Here is a 19,863-nt window from a genome sequence, read left to right on the forward strand (position 1 = left end):
AAGTCATGTTCTTTTTTAAACTATACAAATATCTATAATTTATGTGAATAAAACCAAATTATATATACAAATATTATAACTATTCAACAATATTGATATTTAAGCATATAAAAATTAAGAATTTTTAAATGTTTGCATTAAATGTTGAATTATTTAATTTCTTATTTATTGATTTCCAAGAATAATTGGCATGCCACTTTCTCCAGAACCAATAACAATTACTTTGCTATTTGAAGATTCTGATAGTTTAACTGTTGCCTCAATACCTTTATCTTGAAGAATCTTATCAGTTAAAGATGCACTTAAAATCCTGTTAGCATCTGCTTTACCTTTAGCTTCAATAATTACTTTCTCAGCTTCTTTTTCTGCTGTAACTAATCTAAACTCATATTCTAAAGATTCTTGTTCCTGTTTTAATTTACGTTCTATGGCATCTTTAATTGTTGGAGGTAAAGTTACATCTCTTACCAATACTTCATTTAATTGAACATATTGCTTATCAAGTATTTTCTTAGTTTCTTCAAAAATTTCAACTTGAATAGCGTCTCGTTTAGTTGAATACAAATCGTCTGGTGTATAACGGCCAATAACACTTCTTGCTGCACTACGAATTGCAGGCTGAATTACACGTTGTAAATAATTTTGACCAAGAGATTGATGTAAATTACCTAATTCATTATATACAGGTTCATACCATGCAGAAGCATCAATTTGAATTTCTAATCCGTTTGAAGACAACACCTTCATTTTTTCAAAAAGCTCTTGCTGTCTTACTTCATAAACATATACCTTATTCCAAGGTGCAACAATATGAAATCCTTCTCCCATTGGTGGCTCATCTACAACAACACCATCTCCAAAGGTTTTAAAAAGCACTCCTGCCTCTCCAGAATCTATAGTTATTGCTGATTTTGCTAATACTACTACTAATAAAACTGCCCCAATTATGAAAGGGAATGCTACTTTAGGTAATTTTTCCATTTTTCTTATTTAAATTAATCCGTTATATTTTCTTAAAAACCACTCTAAACCTAAGCTTACTGCTATTATAGCTAGAAGGTATTTCCAATCTATCAAAGGTATGATATTTTTACTGCTTTTTTGAATTGGTACAAAACGATTGTCATTCAATAATTCGTTAAATACATTTTCTGAATTAGCAACAAAAAAACTAGAACCCAAACTGTTAGTAGCTAACCGCTTTAACTTTGTTACATCTGCATTTAGAAATTGTTGTTCTACATTATATTCTAAGACCTGAAAACTACCCGATTTAGATATTTTTTCATTTTTAGTTTTAACAGTAAAACTATACTCAGATGGTTGTAAACTACTTAAATCTACTTGATAATTATTGTTTTTTAAAATTAATGGATATGTTTTTTTCTCTTTAGAAATTTTATCAGTTACAGTAATATTAAGTGTTTCACGTGTATCAAAAACATAATTTTTATCAAAAAACTCGGCTTTTATTACAATGGTACTACTTCCATTATAAAATGATTCGTAATCTAAATTTAACCTGCTTTTTTGTTTATTTGAAGCTAAATATTGAATTAGCTTACCTATAAAATCATCAAAACCATTAAAAGATTTATCGTTTAAATAACTTTGTGATCGCCATTGCCAGATGTTTTCTCCAAAAAGAACAGCTTCTCTACTTCCATTAGTTTCTAATGTTGCTAAAAGCGGTTGGTTTATTGAAATACCATTAACTTTTTTGTTTAATATTGTTTGGAAAGGTGTATTAAATTTTACTTCTCCGTAATTTGAAAGTAATGGTGGAAATGACTTAAAATTGATATCATCAATAATAAACGGAGAATAACTTATATTTAATTCTGCTTGATAATTTTCGGGTTGACCGGTTATTACATGAGAATAATTTTCAGAAACTTTATACATAAAACTCAAGTCTGTCTTAGTACCAATAACTACAAACTTATTTTTATTTAAAGTTGCTAACTCATCAAAAACAGATTCAAACTTAACATTTGGCTGATAGAGTATAACTAAATTAAAATCAAGTATTTGACCTACTGCCTCTTTAGGTTTTAATATAGTTACTGAACGTTGCTCATTACTCTCTATACTTTTCTTTAAGGCACCTAAATCAGGATGAATAAAATCACTAACAATAGCGATTTTTGTTTTTTCATTAATAACATCTACAGCAAAACTCTTCGAATTATTAATAGTGTTTTTTTCAATAGCCAAAGGTTCGAGAATTGCTTTAAAATTAGCAACACCTACTCTATTTGCTGGTAATGTAAAATTAACAACTTTTGAATTGTCATTTTTAGAAAAACTAATAGCCTTAGAAAACACTATAGTATTACCATTCTTTACAACAAACTTTGTGCTTACAGTATTATTACCATTATAAACCAAAATAGCTTCGACAGGAAATTTATTTTTTAAAAAAGCATATTTATTAACGTTGAGTTGCTGTATTTTTAAATCTGTATAAGTGATAGTATCACCTAAAATTATTGGGTATATTGACTGCTTGTAACCACTTGTAGAGAACTGATAATCATTACCAAAAGTTTGATTCCCATCTGAAATTAAAATAGTTGGCGAAATTGTTTGCTTATAAATTTGCTTCAATTGGTTGAAAGCCTCAGAAATATTTGTTTGTTTATCTAAAAAAGTAATGGAATCTGAAGGTTTTAATCTTTCGCCAAACGTGTAATAATCAATATTAAACTTTTGTTGAATCTCTTTATTAGATTTTATATTGTCAACAAACCTTAATACATTTTCATCTTGCTTTAAATGCTTAATAGAACTTGAATTATCAATTGCAACAACTAGGTTTGGTTTATCTGTTGATATTTTAATTTGATTAAAACTTGGGTTGATGATTAACAACAGAATAGCAAACACACTTAAAAATCTTAAAAAAGAAAAAAGCATGTATAATTTAGATAAGCCCTTCTTTTTATTAAAATACTGAAAAAGCGCTAAACCTAGCGCTATAATTCCAGCAAGTATTATGTAAATAAGTGTTTCTGTTTGCATTAAAAGACCTTTAGTCTATGCTATAGGTTATTGTTAATAATTATTAAGTAAGCATTCCACCATCAACATTTATCGTTTGTCCAGTAATATAAGCACTCATATCGCTTGCTAAAAACACACAAACATTAGCTATATCTTCTGGTGTACCTCCTCTTTTTAAAGGAATTCCTGCGCGCCATCCTTTTACAACTTCTTCATCTAATTTAGCTGTCATTTCGGTTTCTATAAAACCAGGAGCTACTACATTGCTTCTAATATTTCTTGAACCTAACTCTAAAGCTACAGATTTAGAGAAACCAATAATTCCAGCTTTTGATGCTGCATAATTAGTTTGTCCTGCATTTCCTTTTACACCAACAACCGAACTCATATTTATTATTGATCCTTTTCGTTGTTTAAGCATGGTTCTTTGAACTGCTTTGGTCATATTGAAAACCGATTTTAAATTCACTTCAATAACAGTATCAAAATCTTCTTCAGAAATACGCATTAATAAATTATCTTTTGTAATTCCGGCATTATTTACTAAAATATCAATACTACCAAATTCGGCAACTACATCTTCTGCTAATTTTTGAGCTTCTTCAAAACTTGCTGCATTACTTTTATATCCTTTTGCTTTAATTCCTAAAGCATTAAGTTCTGCTTCTAATGCATTTGCTGCATCTACTGATGAGCTATATGTAAAAGCTACGTTTGCACCTTGTAGTGCAAAAACTTGAGCAATTCCTTTTCCAATTCCACGACTAGCTCCTGTAACAATAGCCGTTTTTCCTTCCAATAATTTCATATATCTATTGTGGTTAGTTAATTAATCTTGTTTCATTCAAATATAATAAATCATAATGTCTTCAAATAAAAAAACCTTACAAGATTTGTAAGGTTTTTTTATTAATTTATTATGTCTTTTAACCTAAAACTTCGGCTATCTTTTTTCCTATTTCAGCAGGAGAATCTACAACATGTATACCACATGCTCTCATAATTTTCTTTTTAGCTTGAGCAGTATCATCGCTACCACCAACTATAGCACCAGCATGTCCCATTGTACGTCCTGCAGGAGCAGTTTCGCCAGCAATAAATCCAACAACTGGTTTTTTACTTCCACTAGCTTTATACCAATTTGCAGCATCAGCCTCTAACTGTCCTCCAATTTCACCTATCATTACAACAGCTTCAGTTTCTGGATCGTTAATTAATAACTCAACGGCTTCTTTTGTAGTTGTTCCAATAATAGGATCTCCCCCTATTCCAATAGCAGTAGTAATTCCTAAACCTTGCTTTACAACTTGGTCTGCAGCTTCATAAGTTAAAGTTCCTGATTTAGAAACTATACCTACTTTACCTTTCTTAAAAACAAAACCTGGCATAATACCAACTTTAGCTTCACCTGGAGTAATAACACCTGGGCAATTAGGACCTATTAATCTACAATCTTTATTTTTAATATAACTTGATGCTGTAATCATATCAGCAACCGGAATACCCTCAGTAATTGTTATAATTACTTTAATACCAGCATCTGCAGCTTCCATGATAGCATCTGCAGCAAATGCAGGTGGCACAAAAATTATGGTAGTATCTGCTCCAACTTGCTCTACAGCATCTTTAACTGTATTAAAAACAGGTCTATCTAAATGTGTTTGACCACCTTTACCTGGAGTTACACCTCCAACTACGTTTGTACCGTATTCGATCATCTGACTTGCATGAAATGTACCTTCACTACCAGTAAATCCCTGTACTATAATTTTTGAATCTTTGTTAACTAAAACACTCATATTTTCTTATTTGGATATTGTTTTACAAATGTAATTTTTTGAAATCACTTATTATATTAATTTCCTTTAATTTTTTAAACGCTTTAAAATATTAGGGATTTGTTTGATTGATGCCATTTCTTTTAACTGATTACGAACTTCTTGTGCTGGTGTACCCCAATAAGTTTTACCACTTACTATTGATTTTGTAACTCCAGACTGCCCTTGAACAACAGCTTTTTTACCTATTGTTATTCCACTAGTGGTTCCTACTTGTCCCCAAATGGTTACCTCGTCTTCAATAACAACACAACCAGCTACCCCTACTTGAGAAGCAATTAAACATTTTTTTCCAATGGCTGTATCATGACCAACTTGAATAAGATTATCTAGTTTTGTACCTTCTCCTATTATTGTATCTCCTGAAACACCTCTGTCAATAGTACAGTTAGCACCAATATCTACATGGTCTTTAATTACCACACGCCCACTAGATTTTAATCTATCATAGCCTTCTGGCCTGTTTTTATAATAAAATGCATTAGCACCTAAAACAGTTCCTGCATGGATAGTAACACTATTTCCAATTACAGCATCATCATAAATACTTACATTAGAATGTATTACACAATTATCTCCTATTACCACATTATGGCCAATAAAACAATTTGGTTGAATAATGGTGTTATTTCCAATTTGAGCTGAATCAGATATTGAAATATTTGAAACTTTAAAGGGTTTAAAATAATCGGTAAGTTTATTAAAATCTCTAAAAGGATCATCACTAACTAATAAAGCTTTGTCTTTTGGACACTCTACCTCTTTATTGATTAATACTATTGTAGCAGCAGATTCTAAAGCTTTTGAATAATATTTTGGATGATCAACAAAAACGATATCACCTGGCTCTACTACATGAATTTCGTTCATGCCTAATACCTGAAAATTATCATCACCAATATATTTGCAATCAATTAAGTTTGCAATTTGTTTTAAAGTATGTGGTTTTGGAAACTTCATAAATCAGTATTCAGTTTTGAAGCAAAACTGCTTATTTTTAATTAAACTGTAAACAACTTATTCTTTTACACGCTCTTTATAAGTGCCTTTTGCAGTTTCAATTTTAATTTTATCGCCTTCATTTATAAATAATGGCACATTTACCTCAGCTCCTGTTTCTACTGTTGCTGGTTTAGTTGCATTAGTAGCTGTATTTCCTTTTACTCCAGGTTCTGTATGTGTTACTTCTAAAATAACACTTGCAGGTAAATCTACTGATAAGGGCATATTGTCTTCTGTGTTTATAAGTACAGTAACTACCTCACCTTCTTTCATTAATCCTGGATTATCTAAAGCCGCTTCTAATAAACGAATTTGAGTATAATCTGCTTCATTCATAAAATGATAAAATTCACCATCATTGTACAAATACTGAAATTTATGAGTTTCAACACGAACATCTTCTAGTTTATGTCCAGCAGAAAATGTATTATCTAATACTTTTCCACTTGTTACGCTCTTCATTTTTGTTCTAACAAAAGCAGGCCCTTTACCTGGTTTTACATGTAAAAATTCAATTATTTTGTATATATCGTTGTTGTAACGAATACATAATCCGTTTCTAATGTCACTTGTAGTTGCCATATAATTAATTTGATTTGAAATATCCTTTCATGATACCTCGATGTGAATTTTTTATAAACTGCAAAATTTCATCACGCTCTGGAGTTGCTTCCATTTCGGCTTCAATAATTTCTGCAGCTTGTGTATTATTATAATTTTTTTGATATAATATTCTATATATATCTTGAATTTCTCTTATTTTTTCAGTTGAAAAACCACGTCTTCTTAATCCAACCGAGTTTATTCCAACATATGATAATGGCTCACGAGCAGCTTTAACAAATGGTGGCACATCTTTTCTTACTAAAGATCCCCCAGTTACAAAAGCATGATTACCAATTGAAACAAATTGATGAACAGCAGTCATACCAGCCAAAACAACATAATCGCCTACATTTATATGACCAGCTAATGTACTATTATTAGAAAAAATACAATTTTTACCTACTACGCAATCATGTGCTATGTGACAATAAGCCATTATTAAGCAATTATCACCTACTACTGTTTTCATTCTATCTGTAGTACCTCTATTAATGGTAACACACTCTCTTATGGTAACATTATCACCAATCTCAACAGTTGTGTCTTCATCATTATATTTTAAATCTTGAGGAACGGCAGAAATCACAGAACCTGGAAAAATATTGCAATTCTTGCCTATTCGGGCACCTTCCATTATGGTAACGTTACTACCAATCCAGGTACCTTCACCAATTATTACATTGTTATGAATAGTTGTAAACGGTTCAATAACTACATTTTTTGCGATTTTTGCACCAGGATGTACGTAAGCTAAGGGTTGGTTCATAATTATTTTACTTTAGATATTTGAGCCATTAATTCAGCTTCTGCACATAATTTACCATTCGCATAAGCATACCCTTGCATGTGGCAAATACCACGACGTATTGGGGTAATTAAAGAACAACTAAATATTAGGGTGTCCCCTGGACTTACTTTTTGTTTGAACTTAACTTTGTCCATTTTCATGAAAAAAGTTAAATAGTTTTCAGGATCAGGAACGGTATTTAAAACTAAAATACCACCTGTTTGAGCCATGGCTTCAACTATTAATACTCCAGGCATAACTGGTGCTCCTGGAAAGTGACCTTTAAAAAACTCTTCATTCATAGTCACATTTTTTGTGGCTATAACATGATTTTCAGATAATTCAAATACTTTATCAATTAATAAAAATGGTTGTCTGTGTGGCAACATATCCATAATTTGAACAACATCCATTAATGGCGGTTGATTCAAATCAATATTTGGAACATTGTTACGACGTTCATTTTTAATTATTTTAGATAATTTTTTTGCGAATTGTGTATTTACATAATGGCCTGGTTTATTTGCAATAACCTTACCTCTTATTCTTGTTCTAACAAGTGCTAAATCACCTAAAACATCTAACAATTTGTGTCTTGCAGCTTCATTAGGATGATGCAATGTTAAATTATCTAGAATACCATTTGGCTTAACAGCTATAGATTCTTTTTTGAAAGCGACTTTCAATTTCTCCATAGTTTCTGGAGATAATGCTTTATCTACATATACTATAGCATTATTTAAATCACCGCCTTTAATTAAACCATTTTCTAATAACATTTCAATTTCGTGTAAGAAACTAAATGTACGAGAATCTGAGATATCCTTTTTAAAATCTGAAATTTGATTTAATGTTGCATTTTGAGTACCTAAAACTTTAGTACCAAAATCAACCATAGTTGTTATTTGATACTCTTTAGAAGGCATGACAAGGATTTCACTTCCTGATTCTTCATCTACATAAGATACTATATCTGTAATAACAAATTCTTCTCTAAAAGCATCAAGTTCTACAACTCCTGCTTTTTCAATAGCTTCAACAAAAAACTTAGAAGACCCATCCATTATTGGAGGTTCAGAAGCATTAAGTTCAATTATAGCATTATCAATATCTAAACCAACTAATGCTGCTAAAACATGTTCTGAAGTTTGAATTGTTACTCCGTTTTTTTCTAAGCAAGTACCACGTTGTGTGTTTGTAACATAATTAGCATCTGCTTCAATAACGGGTTCTCCTTCTAAATCGACTCTTTTAAAAGAAAAACCTGAATTAGCAGTTCCAGGTCTAAATGTTAAGGTTACATTTTTTCCTGTGTGTAAACCTACTCCTGTTAAAGAAATTGCTTCTTTTATAGTTTTTTGCTTTATTTCAGTATTAACTATTCCCATTTATTCTTCTCTAATTCATTAATATTTTTAACAATACCCGGTAAATTTTTAAAATGAACATAAGACTTGTTGTAGTCACTTAATTTAATAGCTGGTGATCCCTGAAGTATTTCATTATCCTTTACATGTCGTGCAATTCCAGATTGTGCTTGTATTTTAACATTATCACCAATGGTTATATGTCCTGCTATACCTACTTGACCTCCAATCTGACAATTTTTACCAATTTTTGAAGAACCAGCTATACCAGTTTGAGCAGCTATTACAGTATTACTACCTATCTCAACATTATGTGCTATTTGTATTTGATTATCTAGTTTTACGCCTGTTCTAATTATTGTTGACCCTAATGTAGCCCTATCGATAGTTGTTGCTGCACCTACATCAACAAAATCTTCAATAATTACATTACCTGTTTGTGGAATTTTACTATAAGTTCCATCTTCATTAGGTGCGAAGCCAAAACCATCTGCCCCTATTATAGCGCCTGCATTTATTACACAATTTTTACCTATTATGGTTTCTGAATAAATTTTTGCCCCAGAAAATACAATGGTATTATTATCTATTACTACATTATCTCCAATATATGCATTTGGGAATACTTTTACATTTTCCCCCATAACTACATTTTCACCAATATAACTAAATGCTCCTATATAAACATTATCACCATATTTAGATGATTCTGAAATAAAAGATGGTTGCTCAACTCCTGTTTTATTAAGCTTTACTGAATTATAATATTCAAGTATTTTTGAAAATGCTAAATAAGCATCATCAACTTTTATCAAAGTAGTATTAATGCTGTTTTCTGGCACAAAAGTTTTATTTACAATTGTTACCGAAGCTTTTGTAGTATATATATGTGGTGTATACTTAGGATTTGATAAAAAAGTTAAAGCGCCCTCAAAGCCTTCTTCAATTTTAGCTAATTTAGATACTTCTATATCAGGATTACCTACTACATCGCCTTCTAGTATTCCTGCTATTTGTTGCGCTGTAAATTTCACACTTTGTAGTTTGATGTTGTTTTTTGTTTGATTGACGCAAAAATAGGAAAAATGTACTAAACTTTAACCTTTGGATAACATATATAATATTTAGTAACTGGTTTTGATAGTGCCTTAAGGTTCAATTGGTCTGATGCTTTTACAATATCTTGAATTTTACCAGACTTGTGTAATATGTTAATACTTTTTGTGTTAAGTTGATAGGCTTGATTTGAAATACTACCGTGAAAAACAAAATATTTAGCCTCTTCTTCTGATATTTGATACTTACTTCTAATGGCTTCAACATGCTTCCTTAAACTGTTTTCTTTAATTTTTTTATTCTTTAATTTTATTTTTAGCAGGTTTCTATTAATTATCATTTCACAAAGGTTACTAAGCACAAAATCTTCATGATGTTGCCATTGTTTCATTGCCGAAATAATATCATAATCATCTAATTTTGAAAAAACTTGAAGTGTTTCTTCATTAAAATTATCTATAGTTATTTTATTTTTTAAAAAATATAATAACGCATCACTCGCATTGAGTTTAACTTCTAAATCATTTAACTCTTTAGCGCGTTGTAAAACCCTTATTAGTAATTGCTCTGCAACTAAACCAGTTTTATGTAAATATACTTGCCAATACATTAAACGTCTGGCAATAATAAATTTCTCTACACTATAAATTCCTTTTTCTTCAACAACCAAATTATCATCTATAACATGCAACATGGTAATTAATCGCTCACTATTTATGTTCCCTTCTGCTACACCTGTATAAAAACTATCGCGCTTTAAATAATCGGCTCTATCCATATCCAATTGACCGGAAATAAGCTGACACATAAACTTTCTTGGATATTCGCCTTTAAAAATTTGAATGGCAAGCGTTAAACTTCCGTTAAATTCTTCATTTAAACGCTCCATAAACAACAAGGAAATCTCTTCATGAGATACGTTATTAACTATAGAATGTTCCATAGCATGAGAGAATGGACCATGCCCAATATCGTGTAAAAGTATAGCCACATAAAGTGCTGTTTCTTCCTCCTCAGATATCGCAACTCCCTTAAAACGAAGTACATTAACAGCTTGTTGCATTAAATGCACACAACCTATAGCATGATGAAATCTTGTATGATGCGCACCAGGATATACCAAATATGACATACCCATTTGCGTGATTCTACGTAAGCGTTGAAAATATTTATGTTGGATTAAATCGAATATTAACGAATTTGGAATTGTAATAAATCCGTAAATTGGGTCGTTTAATATTTTAAGTTTGTTCAAACTTTACTTTTTTATATTAAATATTTACAAATATAATGATATGAGCCTACAAAAGGCATTTGAATTAATAACATAATAAAAAACAAACATGATAAAAATACTTTGGGTTGATGATGAAATTGATATGCTAAAACCGCACATTTTATTTCTTGAAAAGAAAAATTATGAGGTTAAAACATGTAATAGTGGTACAGAAGCTATTGATATTTTAGATGATGAAAATTTTGATATTGTATTTTTAGATGAAAACATGCCGGGTCTTACAGGATTAGAAACTCTAAATGAAATTAAAGAAAAAAGAGATAATCTTCCAGTTGTAATGATAACAAAAAGTGAAGAAGAATATATAATGGAAGAAGCAATTGGCAACAAAATAGCCGATTACTTAATTAAACCCGTAAACCCAAATCAAATATTACTAAGTTTAAAAAAGAACCTAGATCATTCTAGGCTAGTTTCAGAAAAAACAACTTCAAACTACCAGCAAGAATTCAGGAAAATAGCTATGGATTTATCTATGGTAAATAGTTATGAAGAATGGATTAATCTTTATCAAAAATTAATTTACTGGGAGATTCAATTAGAAGATATTGAAGATGCTGGTATGTTTGAAATATTAGAATCTCAAAAAAACGAAGCCAATATACAATTTGGGAAATTTATTGAAAAAAATTATGCAGATTGGTTTAAACCACATACAGATGCTCCAATAATGTCGCATACATTATTTAAAGAAAAAATAGTACCAGAAATAAGTAAAGAACAGCCTACTCTTCTTGTTGTTATTGATAATTTACGTTACGACCAATGGAAAGTTTTCGAACCAATTATAAATAACTATTATAAAAAAGATAAGGAAGAAGCTTTTTATAGCATACTACCAACCGCTACTCAATATGCAAGAAATGCTATATTTTCTGGTTTAATGCCAAGTGATATGGAAAAATTATTTCCTGAATATTGGAAAAATGATACTGATGAAGGTGGAAAAAACATGCATGAAGCAGATTTTTTAAAAACTCAATTAAAACGATTAGGTTTATCTAATTTAAATTTTGAATATCATAAAATAACAAATTTAAAAAACGGCAAAAAACTAGCAGAAAACTTTAAATCTTTAAAAGACAACGATTTATCTGTTATTGTATATAATTTTGTTGATATGCTTTCGCATTCTAAAACCGAAATGGAAGTTGTTAAAGAACTGGCTTCAAATGATAAAGCATATAGATCTTTAACTTTAAGCTGGTTTAAAAACTCTCCACTACTAGACATGATTCAACAAGCGCAACAATTGGGCTTTAAATTAATATTAACGACAGATCATGGTACTATAAATGTAAAAAACCCATCAAAAGTTATTGGAGACAGAGATACCAGTTTAAATCTTCGTTATAAAACAGGAAGGAGTCTTACTTATGATAAAAAAGATGTACTATTAGCTAAGGACCCTAAAGAATTGCATCTACCTTCTATCAACATGAGTAGTTCTTATATTTTTGCAAAAAGCGACTTATTCTTTGCTTACCCTAATAACTATAACCATTATGTAAGTTATTATAGAAATACTTATCAACATGGAGGAGTTTCACTAGAAGAAATGATTATACCATTTAGCGTTTTTAACCCAAAGTAGCTCCATAAAAAGCATATAAATTCGATGAAATGCATTATTTTTAGGTTTTTTGAATAATTTTAACTAAGTTTGTTTTAAAATATTATAAAAAAATTGGAAATTCAATACCGAATTGATGACATTGAACTAGTTGCAAAAAAACTCATTGAAAATGCAAAATCTAAAACATTGTTATTCTATGGAGATATGGGCGTTGGTAAAACAACACTTATAAAAACCATAGTTAAAATTTTAGGTTGTAATGATGAAGTTACTAGTCCTTCATTTTCTATTGTTAATGAATATAAATTAAATGATGAAAAGATTTTTCATTTTGATTTATACAGAATTAAAGATATTGAAGAAGTTTATAGCTTTGGAATTGAAGATTATCTAGATTCTGATTATTGGAAATTGATTGAATGGCCAGAAAAAATAGAATCTATTTTAGATGATAATTTTGAAAAAATAATGATAACTATTGATAATAAAAACAACAGAAATTTAAGTTTAAATAACTCATAAATAACCCAATAACCTATTAGCTTAACAGAAAAAACATTATAACCACCAATAAATCTTAGAGTATTACGGGAAACCCACATCAATAAATTTTAAAAACATTGTTTTTAACATAATTTTAACATTTAGCGATATACTTCAAGATAGTCTTTAACTAAATTTGGATTATTAATTAATTAAAATCCCTTAAAATGAAGACTAAAAAGTACTTAATTGCAATAGCAATTTTCGGTGGTGTTGTATTTATGGCACAAGCTGCAAACATGTATAACCTAGATGCTGAACAAACATCAAAAATCGAAAGAAAACCATTCAAAGTCCCTAGAAGCGGATAAGAAGCAGACTTTAATAAAAGGGAGTATTATTGCAACACTTATTGCTATTACTCCTTATTTATTTTCTTTATACAATAGTGTTCCAAACACTCAAGTTTGGGACACTTTTTTGTTTTCTTATGATAGTAAATCTTGGGAAAATGCTAATTTAGTTTTTTGGATTTTTACTAGTAAAATTATACCTTTAATACTTTTATTTATTTGGTTTTTTACATGCAGACATTGGTGGTTTCATTCTCTTCTCGTTCCACTTGCTATGTATATTTTTCAGATTTTCGATTTATTTTTCCAAGATCAGGAATTAGATAAATTCCAATTAATTTATATGATACCTATAATGGCTGTAGTTATACCTTCAATTTATTTAATTAGAGCTAGGATATTTAATAAAATGAACGAAGCAAGTAAATCATTAGAAGAATTAGAAGAGGAGTTTAAAATAACACCTAAAAGTTTCTGGGGTAAAATAAAAGAATATTTTTAATCTGTTTTTTGAAGTCGTTCACGCTCATTGCTTTCTATTTCTTTCTTATTATTATTTAATCTGAAGTTTCCAAATTTATAGTTAAACCCAAAGGTAAATAGCCTATTTTCTATTCTTGAATTAAGCAATACATCCTGATTTAAATATTTAGTAGTTTGTGTAAAGTTTTGTTTATTAAATATATCCAAAATACCAATACTTAAAGAAGCTCTATTATTCCAAAGTGATTTTCTAAAGTTAATATCTAAACTCGAGCGTTTACTTATATTTGAGGCTCCATCAGCAAAAGAAGATAAATACAAATACGAAATCTCTGATGTTAAACTTTTATCTTTTAAAAATGATAGATAATTAACTATTTGGGCATATACACTCCATTGTTCTGTTTTAAACAGTTCGTTATCACTTTCAATAGCAAAAAACTGGTTATCATAATAAAATACAGATGATAATACATATAAGTCCCAATTATTTACAACTGGTGTATATGTTGTAAAATCTAATCCGTAAGAAATACTTCTATCTATATTAGTATTTACATATTTTAGAATATTTTCTTCATTGTCTTGAAACAATATTTCAATTGCTGGGTCACTTTCATACCTATAATAAGCTTCAAAAGTATACTTTTTATTAAATGTATAACCTAAAGTAAAAACATCATCTATTTGTGGTTGTAAATTGGGGTCACCAGCTATATAAGTGTTATCATTCAAAAAATATTTAAATGGATTTAATTGACTATACCTTGGTCTAAAAATTCGTTTATTATAATTAAAATATATGTCATTGTTTTCGTTTAAACTATGTAATACATATAACGAAGGGAAAAACTTACCATATTGTGTTTCATTTTTTGTATTTGTAGAAATTGAATTTCCATCAATTTTTGTTAACTCTGTTCGTAAGCCTAATTTTAAACTCCATGAACTCCAATCTTGAGAAAAACTGTAATAAACAGCATAATTAGTTTCATCGTAAAAAAACGTATCAGAATTTAGAATATCTTTTTCACTTTCACCATTTTCAAAATTAAATTGATTTAAAATACTTTCGGAATTTATATTAGATATTTTAAAACCAGCTTCAAACAAACCAGAATTATTTACCGGAAGTTCATAATCTAATTGGCCCGTGTATAGCTTTATAACTTGACTAGAAAATGTTTGAAACCTATTATTTCGTATTAATGAATTATCTGGAAACAAATAATCTGTATCAACATTTTGAAAACTTGAAAAATCGTAATTGGTGTAATGTGTACTTATTGATAGCTTTTCTCCTTCTTTCTTAAATTTATGTATGTAGTCTAGAGTAAATGCAAGATTAAAGGTTTCATTAACTAATTTATTATCAGTTATAAATGTAGAATCTAATGCTTTATTACCATTAAAAACATCTGTAGCAGAGTTTACATCAATCTGTGTGTTTTCTCTAGGAGATATAAGCATACTTGTTGAAAAGCCTATACTATTATTTTCGTTTAACTCATAATCAATATTAGCATTAATATTTTGATTTGCAGTTTCTCTAATTCTTTTATAGTCAGTTTTCCAACTAGATGTTATTTCGTTTTCTTCAATAAAATTAACAAACTCATCATTATTTCTAAAATCTTTTCTGGGGCTAATACTATAATTTAAATAGGTGTTTAATTTTTTTGTTTTTAAAAAATGACTTGTACCTGCAGAATATTTAGGGAATTCACTCCCTTGCTTGTAATTACCAAAAACACTACCATTATAACCAGATACAATATTTTTGCTTGTAATAATATTTAGAACAGCTCCACCTTCAGCTTCATATTTAGCAGGTGGGCTTGTAATAACTTCAATAGATTTTATATTATTTGCAGAAGTTCCTTCTAAAAGTTGTTGAACTTCATTTGAAGATAAATGCACACGCTTATCATTTATATAAATAACAGGTATAGATTGTTTTACTGTAATTTTTTCATTGTTTACTATAACACCAGGAGTATGCTTTAACACATCTAAAACGTTATTATTTGAAAGTGTGGAGTTTTCAACAATAAAAATTAATCTATCAACCATACGCTTTACTGATGGTCTTTTTGCTACTATTTTTACCCCATCTAGTTCCTGTATGTTTTCATTTAATGTTACTGACCCTAAATCAATATCTTGATTAATTTTAATTTCTTGAGAGTAATCCTCAAATCCTAAAAAACTTATTTTAATTACATACTCTCCTTTGTCAATATTTTCAATTATAAAAAATCCATCTTCATTAGTTGTAGATCCTTTTACAACATCCAAATTTAACTTATTTAATACTACAACATTTGTGTAAGCAATTGGACTTTTGTTAATATCATTAACAACACCACTAATATTAAAATTTTGTGAAAAACATAAGGTAGAAATTAAAAAGATAAAGGGAGTTATTAATTTATTAAGCATATGCTATTTTTATATGAACAAACTTAAAAAAATTAATCTATACGTAAAAAAAAGAATGCATTTAATAGTTATTTTATCTGACAAATAGAATTATTAAAACTCATGTTTTAATGTTTTTAAGCAAAACATTTATTTGTAAATATTTTATTCAAATTAAAAAAATTATTTGTAATTTGAAATTTAATAATTAGATCTAACCATGTCCAAGCAACCGCTTTCACCTTTTACAAAACAACAATTATTACCACAAGAAGAAACACTTGAGATTTTCAAAAAAAAAGGAGAGCTTTTTATTGGCATTCCCAAAGAAACAGCTTTTCAAGAAAAACGTATTTGCTTAACACCAGATGCCGTATATGCGTTAGTAAGTAATGGGCACAGAGTGTTAATAGAATCTGGTGCAGGTAAAGGTGCAAATTTTAGTGACAAAGATTATAGTGAATCTGGTGCCGAAATTACAAATGATACTGCAAAAGTATTTTCATGCCCAATGATTTTGAAAGTTGAACCACCCACTTTAGATCAAATAAAACTTATTAACCCACAAACTATATTAATATCTGCATTGCAGATAAAAACTCAAACAAAAAAATATTTTGAAGCATTAGCCTCAAAACGAATAACTGCATTAGCTTTTGAATTTATTAGAGATACCGATGGGAGTTATCCTGCTGTAAAATCGTTAAGTGAAATTGCTGGAACAGCTTCTGTTTTAATTGCTTCAGAATTATTATCTGAAACAAAAAATGGAAACGGTTTAATGTTTGGAAATATTAGTGGTGTTCCGCCAATTGAAGTTGTTATTTTAGGAGCGGGTACTGTTGGTGAATTTGCTGCAAGAAGTGCTTTAGGTCTTGGAGCTGGCGTTAAAGTATTTGATAATTCTATAACAAAGCTAAGGTCTATACAAACTCAATTAGGACGCCCTCTTTTTACATCTACCATTCAACCTAAAAATTTATTAAAAGCATTAAAACGATGCGATGTAGTAATTGGTGCGGTTAGAGGTACAAATAGATCGCCAATCGTAGTGTCGGAAGATATGGTACAATCTATGAAGAAAGGCGCAATTATTATTGATGTAAGTATAGATATGGGTGGCTGTTTTGAAACAAGCGATGTTACTTCACACAAGCAACCAACCTATGTAAAGCATAATGTTGTACATTATTGTGTGCCTAATATACCTGCTAGATATCCTCGAACAGCCACAGTATCACTTAGTAATATATTTACACCATATCTTCTTAAAATTGCTGAAGATGGTGGTATAGAAAATTCTTTAAGATTTGACAAAGGTTTAAAAAATGGATTGTACTTTTACCACGGTATTTTAACAAGCAAACCCGTTGGTGAATGGTTCGATTTAAAATATAGTGATGTCAATTTACTTATTTTTTAATCAAACAACCAATTCTCAACTTTAAACACGATTAATGAAACTTATTCAGCGTATTGGTTATTATCTTGGTGGTTTTTCTATTGGATTAATCATTTTAGCATTTTTTCTAAATGGTAAAAAAACATCTTGTAGTTATGGACCCGAATCTAGAGTTATAAAAAACATTAACTCAAAAAATATTTTATATAGTGAAAATATAATCAATCTCATTAACAAAAAAGTTATTGATTCTTCTGATATATCTTATATATTAAAAAAAGGAGATATTAATTTTTCTGAAAGTAAACCAAGACAAAAACCTTGTGGTGTCTATATTATAGAAGGCATTTTTAATGATAAAGAAGTTATCCTTACGGTACAAAATTGCGATAGTACTGCTACACTTCAAAACTTAACTTTCCATATTTAATATGCTAAAACGTCTATTTGATGTTGTTTTATCTATAATTAGTTTGATAGTTCTCTCTCCTATTCTACTAATAATTTCCATTTTAATTAAATTAGACTCTAAAGGACCTATATTATTTATTCAAGGCCGTGTTGGAAAAAATAATAAAGACTTTAATATTTATAAATTTAGAACAATGAAGGTTGAGTCTAATAAAAAAGGCCTTTTAACTTTAGGTAATAATGATTCTAGAGTTACAAAAATTGGATATTTTTTAAGACGATATAAAATTGATGAATTCCCACAATTAATAAATGTTATAAAAGGCGATATGAGTTTTGTTGGTCCAAGACCAGAATTGCGCTATTATGTTAATTTTTATAATGAAGAAGATATGAAAATATTTAAGGTTAGGCCCGGAATTACAGGATTGGCTTCATTAAAATATAGAAACGAAGTAGAGTTGTTAAAAGCTGCCAAAAACCCAGAAGCATTTTTTATAAAAACCATTATACCCGATAAACTAAAATATAATAAAGAATATATAAAAAAAAGAAATTTCTTTTTTGACTTAAAACTTATAGGACTTACCATTATTAAGGTCATAACAAAATAAACGAATTCTATTTTAAAGTTTCTTGTAGTACAGTATAATTATTCTTAATTTGCAAATAGCTTACCAAATCAATGTATTATAATAGCCTTTATGAATACAGAAACTAAAAATTATATTGACCTACTTTTAAATGATTCTGGATTATTTCCTCCAATAAATTCAACTACAAAAAACAAATTATTTTTTGATTTTTCTGATGACATTATATTAATTACAGGTGCTGCTGGTTCTATTGGAAGCGGACTTGTTAATCAATTGATTCAATGCAAATACAAAAAACTTATATTGGTAGATAAAGCAGAATCAAATTTATATGAGTTAATTAAAGATATTGAGTTTGAAAACCTAGACAACATAAAATTTATTTTAATGGATATCACTAATAAAGATTCTCTTGAACACATATTTGAATCCTATAAGCCTTCCATTGTTTTTCATACAGCTGCTTACAAGCATGTTCCTTTAATAGAAAGTAATGCCTATGAAGCTCTAAAAGTAAATATTTTTGGCACAAAACTTCTTGCTGAATTATCCCATGAATACAAGGTTAAAAAATTCATTTTTATTTCAACAGATAAGGCAGTAAACCCAGTTAATGTTATGGGATTAACCAAAAAAATTGGAGAAAACCATATAAACTATTTAAACTCACAAAGTGACACTACATATATTACAACAAGATTTGGAAACATTCTAGGCTCAAATGGTTCCGTTGTCCCTTTATTAAAAAGACAAATTGAGTTTGGGCAACCAATAACCATAACAGATAAAACTATTTCCAGATATTTTATTAGTAGACATAAAGCATGCCTACTAATTTTAAAACTAGCATCTAAAAATAATCATGCAGAAACTATGTATACTTTTAATATGGGCAAACCAATTAAAATTACAGATATTATAAATAGACTAATTTTAAAATGCGGTAAAGACAAAAATTCTACTAGATTAAAAATAATAGGATTACGCTCTGGTGAAAAATTTAATGAAGAATTAATTTCAGATAACGAAATATTAATTCCCACAAATGATGAAGATATATTTATTGTGAAACAAAAAGTAACATTAGTAAATAAAAAAACAAACTACAATTGCCTTCTAAAAATCACACCAAAAACATCTAATTATGAAATTAAAACAATTTTAATATCACTTGTTTAA

The 19,863-nt window shown here is 29.0% G+C and carries 19 protein-coding genes; 8 read left to right on the top strand and 11 right to left on the bottom strand.

Annotated features, from left to right (window positions below; translation table 11 throughout):
• Positions 1-165: 165 nt before the first annotated feature.
• From Q0842_RS13730 to Q0842_RS13775, 10 genes are all read right to left on the bottom strand, one after another.
• Complete coding sequence (locus Q0842_RS13730) at positions 166-981, bottom strand: prohibitin family protein (RefSeq protein ID WP_298499237.1); 816 nt, start codon at positions 979-981, stop codon at positions 166-168.
• Between the two features lie 9 nt (positions 982-990).
• Positions 991-3,024 carry a VWA domain-containing protein gene (locus Q0842_RS13735; protein WP_298499240.1) on the bottom strand — a complete coding sequence of 678 codons (2,034 nt, stop codon included), beginning with the start codon at positions 3,022-3,024 and terminating at the stop codon, positions 991-993.
• Positions 3,025-3,067: 43 nt separating this feature from the next.
• Complete coding sequence (gene fabG, locus Q0842_RS13740; protein ID WP_298499243.1) at positions 3,068-3,814, bottom strand: 3-oxoacyl-[acyl-carrier-protein] reductase; 747 nt, start codon at positions 3,812-3,814, stop codon at positions 3,068-3,070.
• Positions 3,815-3,932: 118 nt separating this feature from the next.
• Positions 3,933-4,805, bottom strand: a complete 873-nt coding sequence (sucD, locus tag Q0842_RS13745; RefSeq protein WP_298499245.1) for a succinate--CoA ligase subunit alpha — start codon at positions 4,803-4,805, stop codon at positions 3,933-3,935.
• A 66-nt stretch (positions 4,806-4,871) separates the two neighbouring features.
• Positions 4,872-5,804, bottom strand: coding sequence for a UDP-3-O-(3-hydroxymyristoyl)glucosamine N-acyltransferase (locus Q0842_RS13750; protein ID WP_298499247.1), 933 nt, complete (start codon positions 5,802-5,804; stop codon positions 4,872-4,874).
• Positions 5,805-5,861: 57 nt separating this feature from the next.
• On the bottom strand, positions 5,862-6,428 hold the full coding sequence (gene efp, locus Q0842_RS13755; RefSeq protein ID WP_109352730.1) for an elongation factor P: 567 nt from the start codon (positions 6,426-6,428) through the stop codon (positions 5,862-5,864).
• 4 nt (positions 6,429-6,432) lie between these two features.
• Positions 6,433-7,218, bottom strand: coding sequence for an acyl-ACP--UDP-N-acetylglucosamine O-acyltransferase (gene lpxA / locus Q0842_RS13760; RefSeq protein ID WP_298499257.1), 786 nt, complete (start codon positions 7,216-7,218; stop codon positions 6,433-6,435).
• A 2-nt stretch (positions 7,219-7,220) separates the two neighbouring features.
• Positions 7,221-8,627 (bottom strand): bifunctional UDP-3-O-[3-hydroxymyristoyl] N-acetylglucosamine deacetylase/3-hydroxyacyl-ACP dehydratase, encoded by a 1,407-nt coding sequence (locus Q0842_RS13765; RefSeq protein ID WP_298499260.1) that lies wholly within the window; start codon positions 8,625-8,627, stop codon positions 7,221-7,223.
• Positions 8,618-9,640 (bottom strand): UDP-3-O-(3-hydroxymyristoyl)glucosamine N-acyltransferase, encoded by a 1,023-nt coding sequence (gene lpxD / locus Q0842_RS13770; protein WP_298499263.1) that lies wholly within the window; start codon positions 9,638-9,640, stop codon positions 8,618-8,620. The genes Q0842_RS13765 and lpxD overlap by 10 nt, the downstream gene beginning before the upstream one ends.
• A 56-nt stretch (positions 9,641-9,696) precedes the next feature.
• A complete protein-coding gene (locus tag Q0842_RS13775) occupies positions 9,697-10,917 on the bottom strand; it encodes an HD domain-containing protein (protein ID WP_298499266.1) in 1,221 nt (406 codons plus the stop codon).
• A gap of 88 nt (positions 10,918-11,005) precedes the next feature.
• On the opposite strand from Q0842_RS13775, the gene Q0842_RS13780 reads away from it, so the two are divergent.
• From Q0842_RS13780 to Q0842_RS13795, 4 genes are all read left to right on the top strand, one after another.
• Positions 11,006-12,553: a bifunctional response regulator/alkaline phosphatase family protein gene (locus Q0842_RS13780; protein WP_298499269.1), complete on the top strand. Its 1,548-nt coding sequence runs from the start codon at positions 11,006-11,008 to the stop codon at positions 12,551-12,553.
• A gap of 93 nt (positions 12,554-12,646) precedes the next feature.
• Positions 12,647-13,057, top strand: a complete 411-nt coding sequence (gene tsaE / locus Q0842_RS13785) for a tRNA (adenosine(37)-N6)-threonylcarbamoyltransferase complex ATPase subunit type 1 TsaE (protein WP_298499272.1) — start codon at positions 12,647-12,649, stop codon at positions 13,055-13,057.
• 188 nt (positions 13,058-13,245) lie between these two features.
• A complete protein-coding gene (locus Q0842_RS13790) occupies positions 13,246-13,389 on the top strand; it encodes a hypothetical protein (RefSeq protein ID WP_298499275.1) in 144 nt (47 codons plus the stop codon).
• Positions 13,331-13,873, top strand: a complete 543-nt coding sequence (locus Q0842_RS13795) for a hypothetical protein (RefSeq protein ID WP_298499278.1) — start codon at positions 13,331-13,333, stop codon at positions 13,871-13,873. The genes Q0842_RS13790 and Q0842_RS13795 overlap by 59 nt, the downstream gene beginning before the upstream one ends.
• On the opposite strand, the gene Q0842_RS13800 is transcribed toward Q0842_RS13795, so the two are convergent.
• Positions 13,870-16,296 carry an outer membrane beta-barrel family protein gene (locus Q0842_RS13800; RefSeq protein WP_298499281.1) on the bottom strand — a complete coding sequence of 809 codons (2,427 nt, stop codon included), beginning with the start codon at positions 16,294-16,296 and terminating at the stop codon, positions 13,870-13,872. The genes Q0842_RS13795 and Q0842_RS13800 overlap by 4 nt on opposite strands.
• 199 nt (positions 16,297-16,495) lie before the next feature.
• Between Q0842_RS13800 and Q0842_RS13805 the strand changes: the two genes are divergently transcribed.
• From Q0842_RS13805 to Q0842_RS13820, 4 genes are all read left to right on the top strand, one after another.
• Positions 16,496-17,698 (top strand): alanine dehydrogenase, encoded by a 1,203-nt coding sequence (locus Q0842_RS13805; RefSeq protein ID WP_298499284.1) that lies wholly within the window; start codon positions 16,496-16,498, stop codon positions 17,696-17,698.
• A 34-nt stretch (positions 17,699-17,732) separates the two neighbouring features.
• Complete coding sequence (locus tag Q0842_RS13810) at positions 17,733-18,107, top strand: hypothetical protein (protein WP_298499291.1); 375 nt, start codon at positions 17,733-17,735, stop codon at positions 18,105-18,107.
• A gap of 1 nt (position 18,108) precedes the next feature.
• Positions 18,109-18,702, top strand: coding sequence for a sugar transferase (locus tag Q0842_RS13815; protein ID WP_298499294.1), 594 nt, complete (start codon positions 18,109-18,111; stop codon positions 18,700-18,702).
• 90 nt (positions 18,703-18,792) lie between these two features.
• The gene (locus Q0842_RS13820; protein ID WP_298499297.1) at positions 18,793-19,863 is read left to right on the top strand and encodes an SDR family NAD(P)-dependent oxidoreductase; all 1,071 of its coding nucleotides are present in this window, start codon (positions 18,793-18,795) and stop codon (positions 19,861-19,863) included.

The organism is uncultured Algibacter sp., from assembly GCF_947495675.1.
GTDB lineage: Bacteria > Bacteroidota > Bacteroidia > Flavobacteriales > Flavobacteriaceae > Algibacter_B.

Bases quoted from the DNA above. Each gene is read 5' to 3' on its own strand.
- Q0842_RS13730 (WP_298499237.1), bottom strand. From the start codon at position 981: ATGGAAAAATTACCTAAAGTAGCATTCCCTTTCATAATTGGGGCAGTT.
- Q0842_RS13735 (WP_298499240.1), bottom strand. From the start codon at position 3,024: ATGCAAACAGAAACACTTATTTACATAATACTTGCTGGAATTATAGCG.
- fabG (WP_298499243.1), bottom strand. From the start codon at position 3,814: ATGAAATTATTGGAAGGAAAAACGGCTATTGTTACAGGAGCTAGTCGT.
- sucD (WP_298499245.1), bottom strand. From the start codon at position 4,805: ATGAGTGTTTTAGTTAACAAAGATTCAAAAATTATAGTACAGGGATTT.
- Q0842_RS13750 (WP_298499247.1), bottom strand. From the start codon at position 5,804: ATGAAGTTTCCAAAACCACATACTTTAAAACAAATTGCAAACTTAATT.
- efp (WP_109352730.1), bottom strand. From the start codon at position 6,428: ATGGCAACTACAAGTGACATTAGAAACGGATTATGTATTCGTTACAAC.
- lpxA (WP_298499257.1), bottom strand. From the start codon at position 7,218: ATGAACCAACCCTTAGCTTACGTACATCCTGGTGCAAAAATCGCAAAA.
- Q0842_RS13765 (WP_298499260.1), bottom strand. From the start codon at position 8,627: ATGGGAATAGTTAATACTGAAATAAAGCAAAAAACTATAAAAGAAGCA.
- Q0842_RS13780 (WP_298499269.1), top strand. From the start codon at position 11,006: ATGATAAAAATACTTTGGGTTGATGATGAAATTGATATGCTAAAACCG.
- Q0842_RS13790 (WP_298499275.1), top strand. From the start codon at position 13,246: ATGAAGACTAAAAAGTACTTAATTGCAATAGCAATTTTCGGTGGTGTT.
- Q0842_RS13795 (WP_298499278.1), top strand. From the start codon at position 13,331: ATGCTGAACAAACATCAAAAATCGAAAGAAAACCATTCAAAGTCCCTA.
- Q0842_RS13800 (WP_298499281.1), bottom strand. From the start codon at position 16,296: ATGCTTAATAAATTAATAACTCCCTTTATCTTTTTAATTTCTACCTTA.
- Q0842_RS13805 (WP_298499284.1), top strand. From the start codon at position 16,496: ATGTCCAAGCAACCGCTTTCACCTTTTACAAAACAACAATTATTACCA.
- Q0842_RS13810 (WP_298499291.1), top strand. From the start codon at position 17,733: ATGAAACTTATTCAGCGTATTGGTTATTATCTTGGTGGTTTTTCTATT.
- Q0842_RS13815 (WP_298499294.1), top strand. From the start codon at position 18,109: ATGCTAAAACGTCTATTTGATGTTGTTTTATCTATAATTAGTTTGATA.
- Q0842_RS13820 (WP_298499297.1), top strand. From the start codon at position 18,793: ATGAATACAGAAACTAAAAATTATATTGACCTACTTTTAAATGATTCT.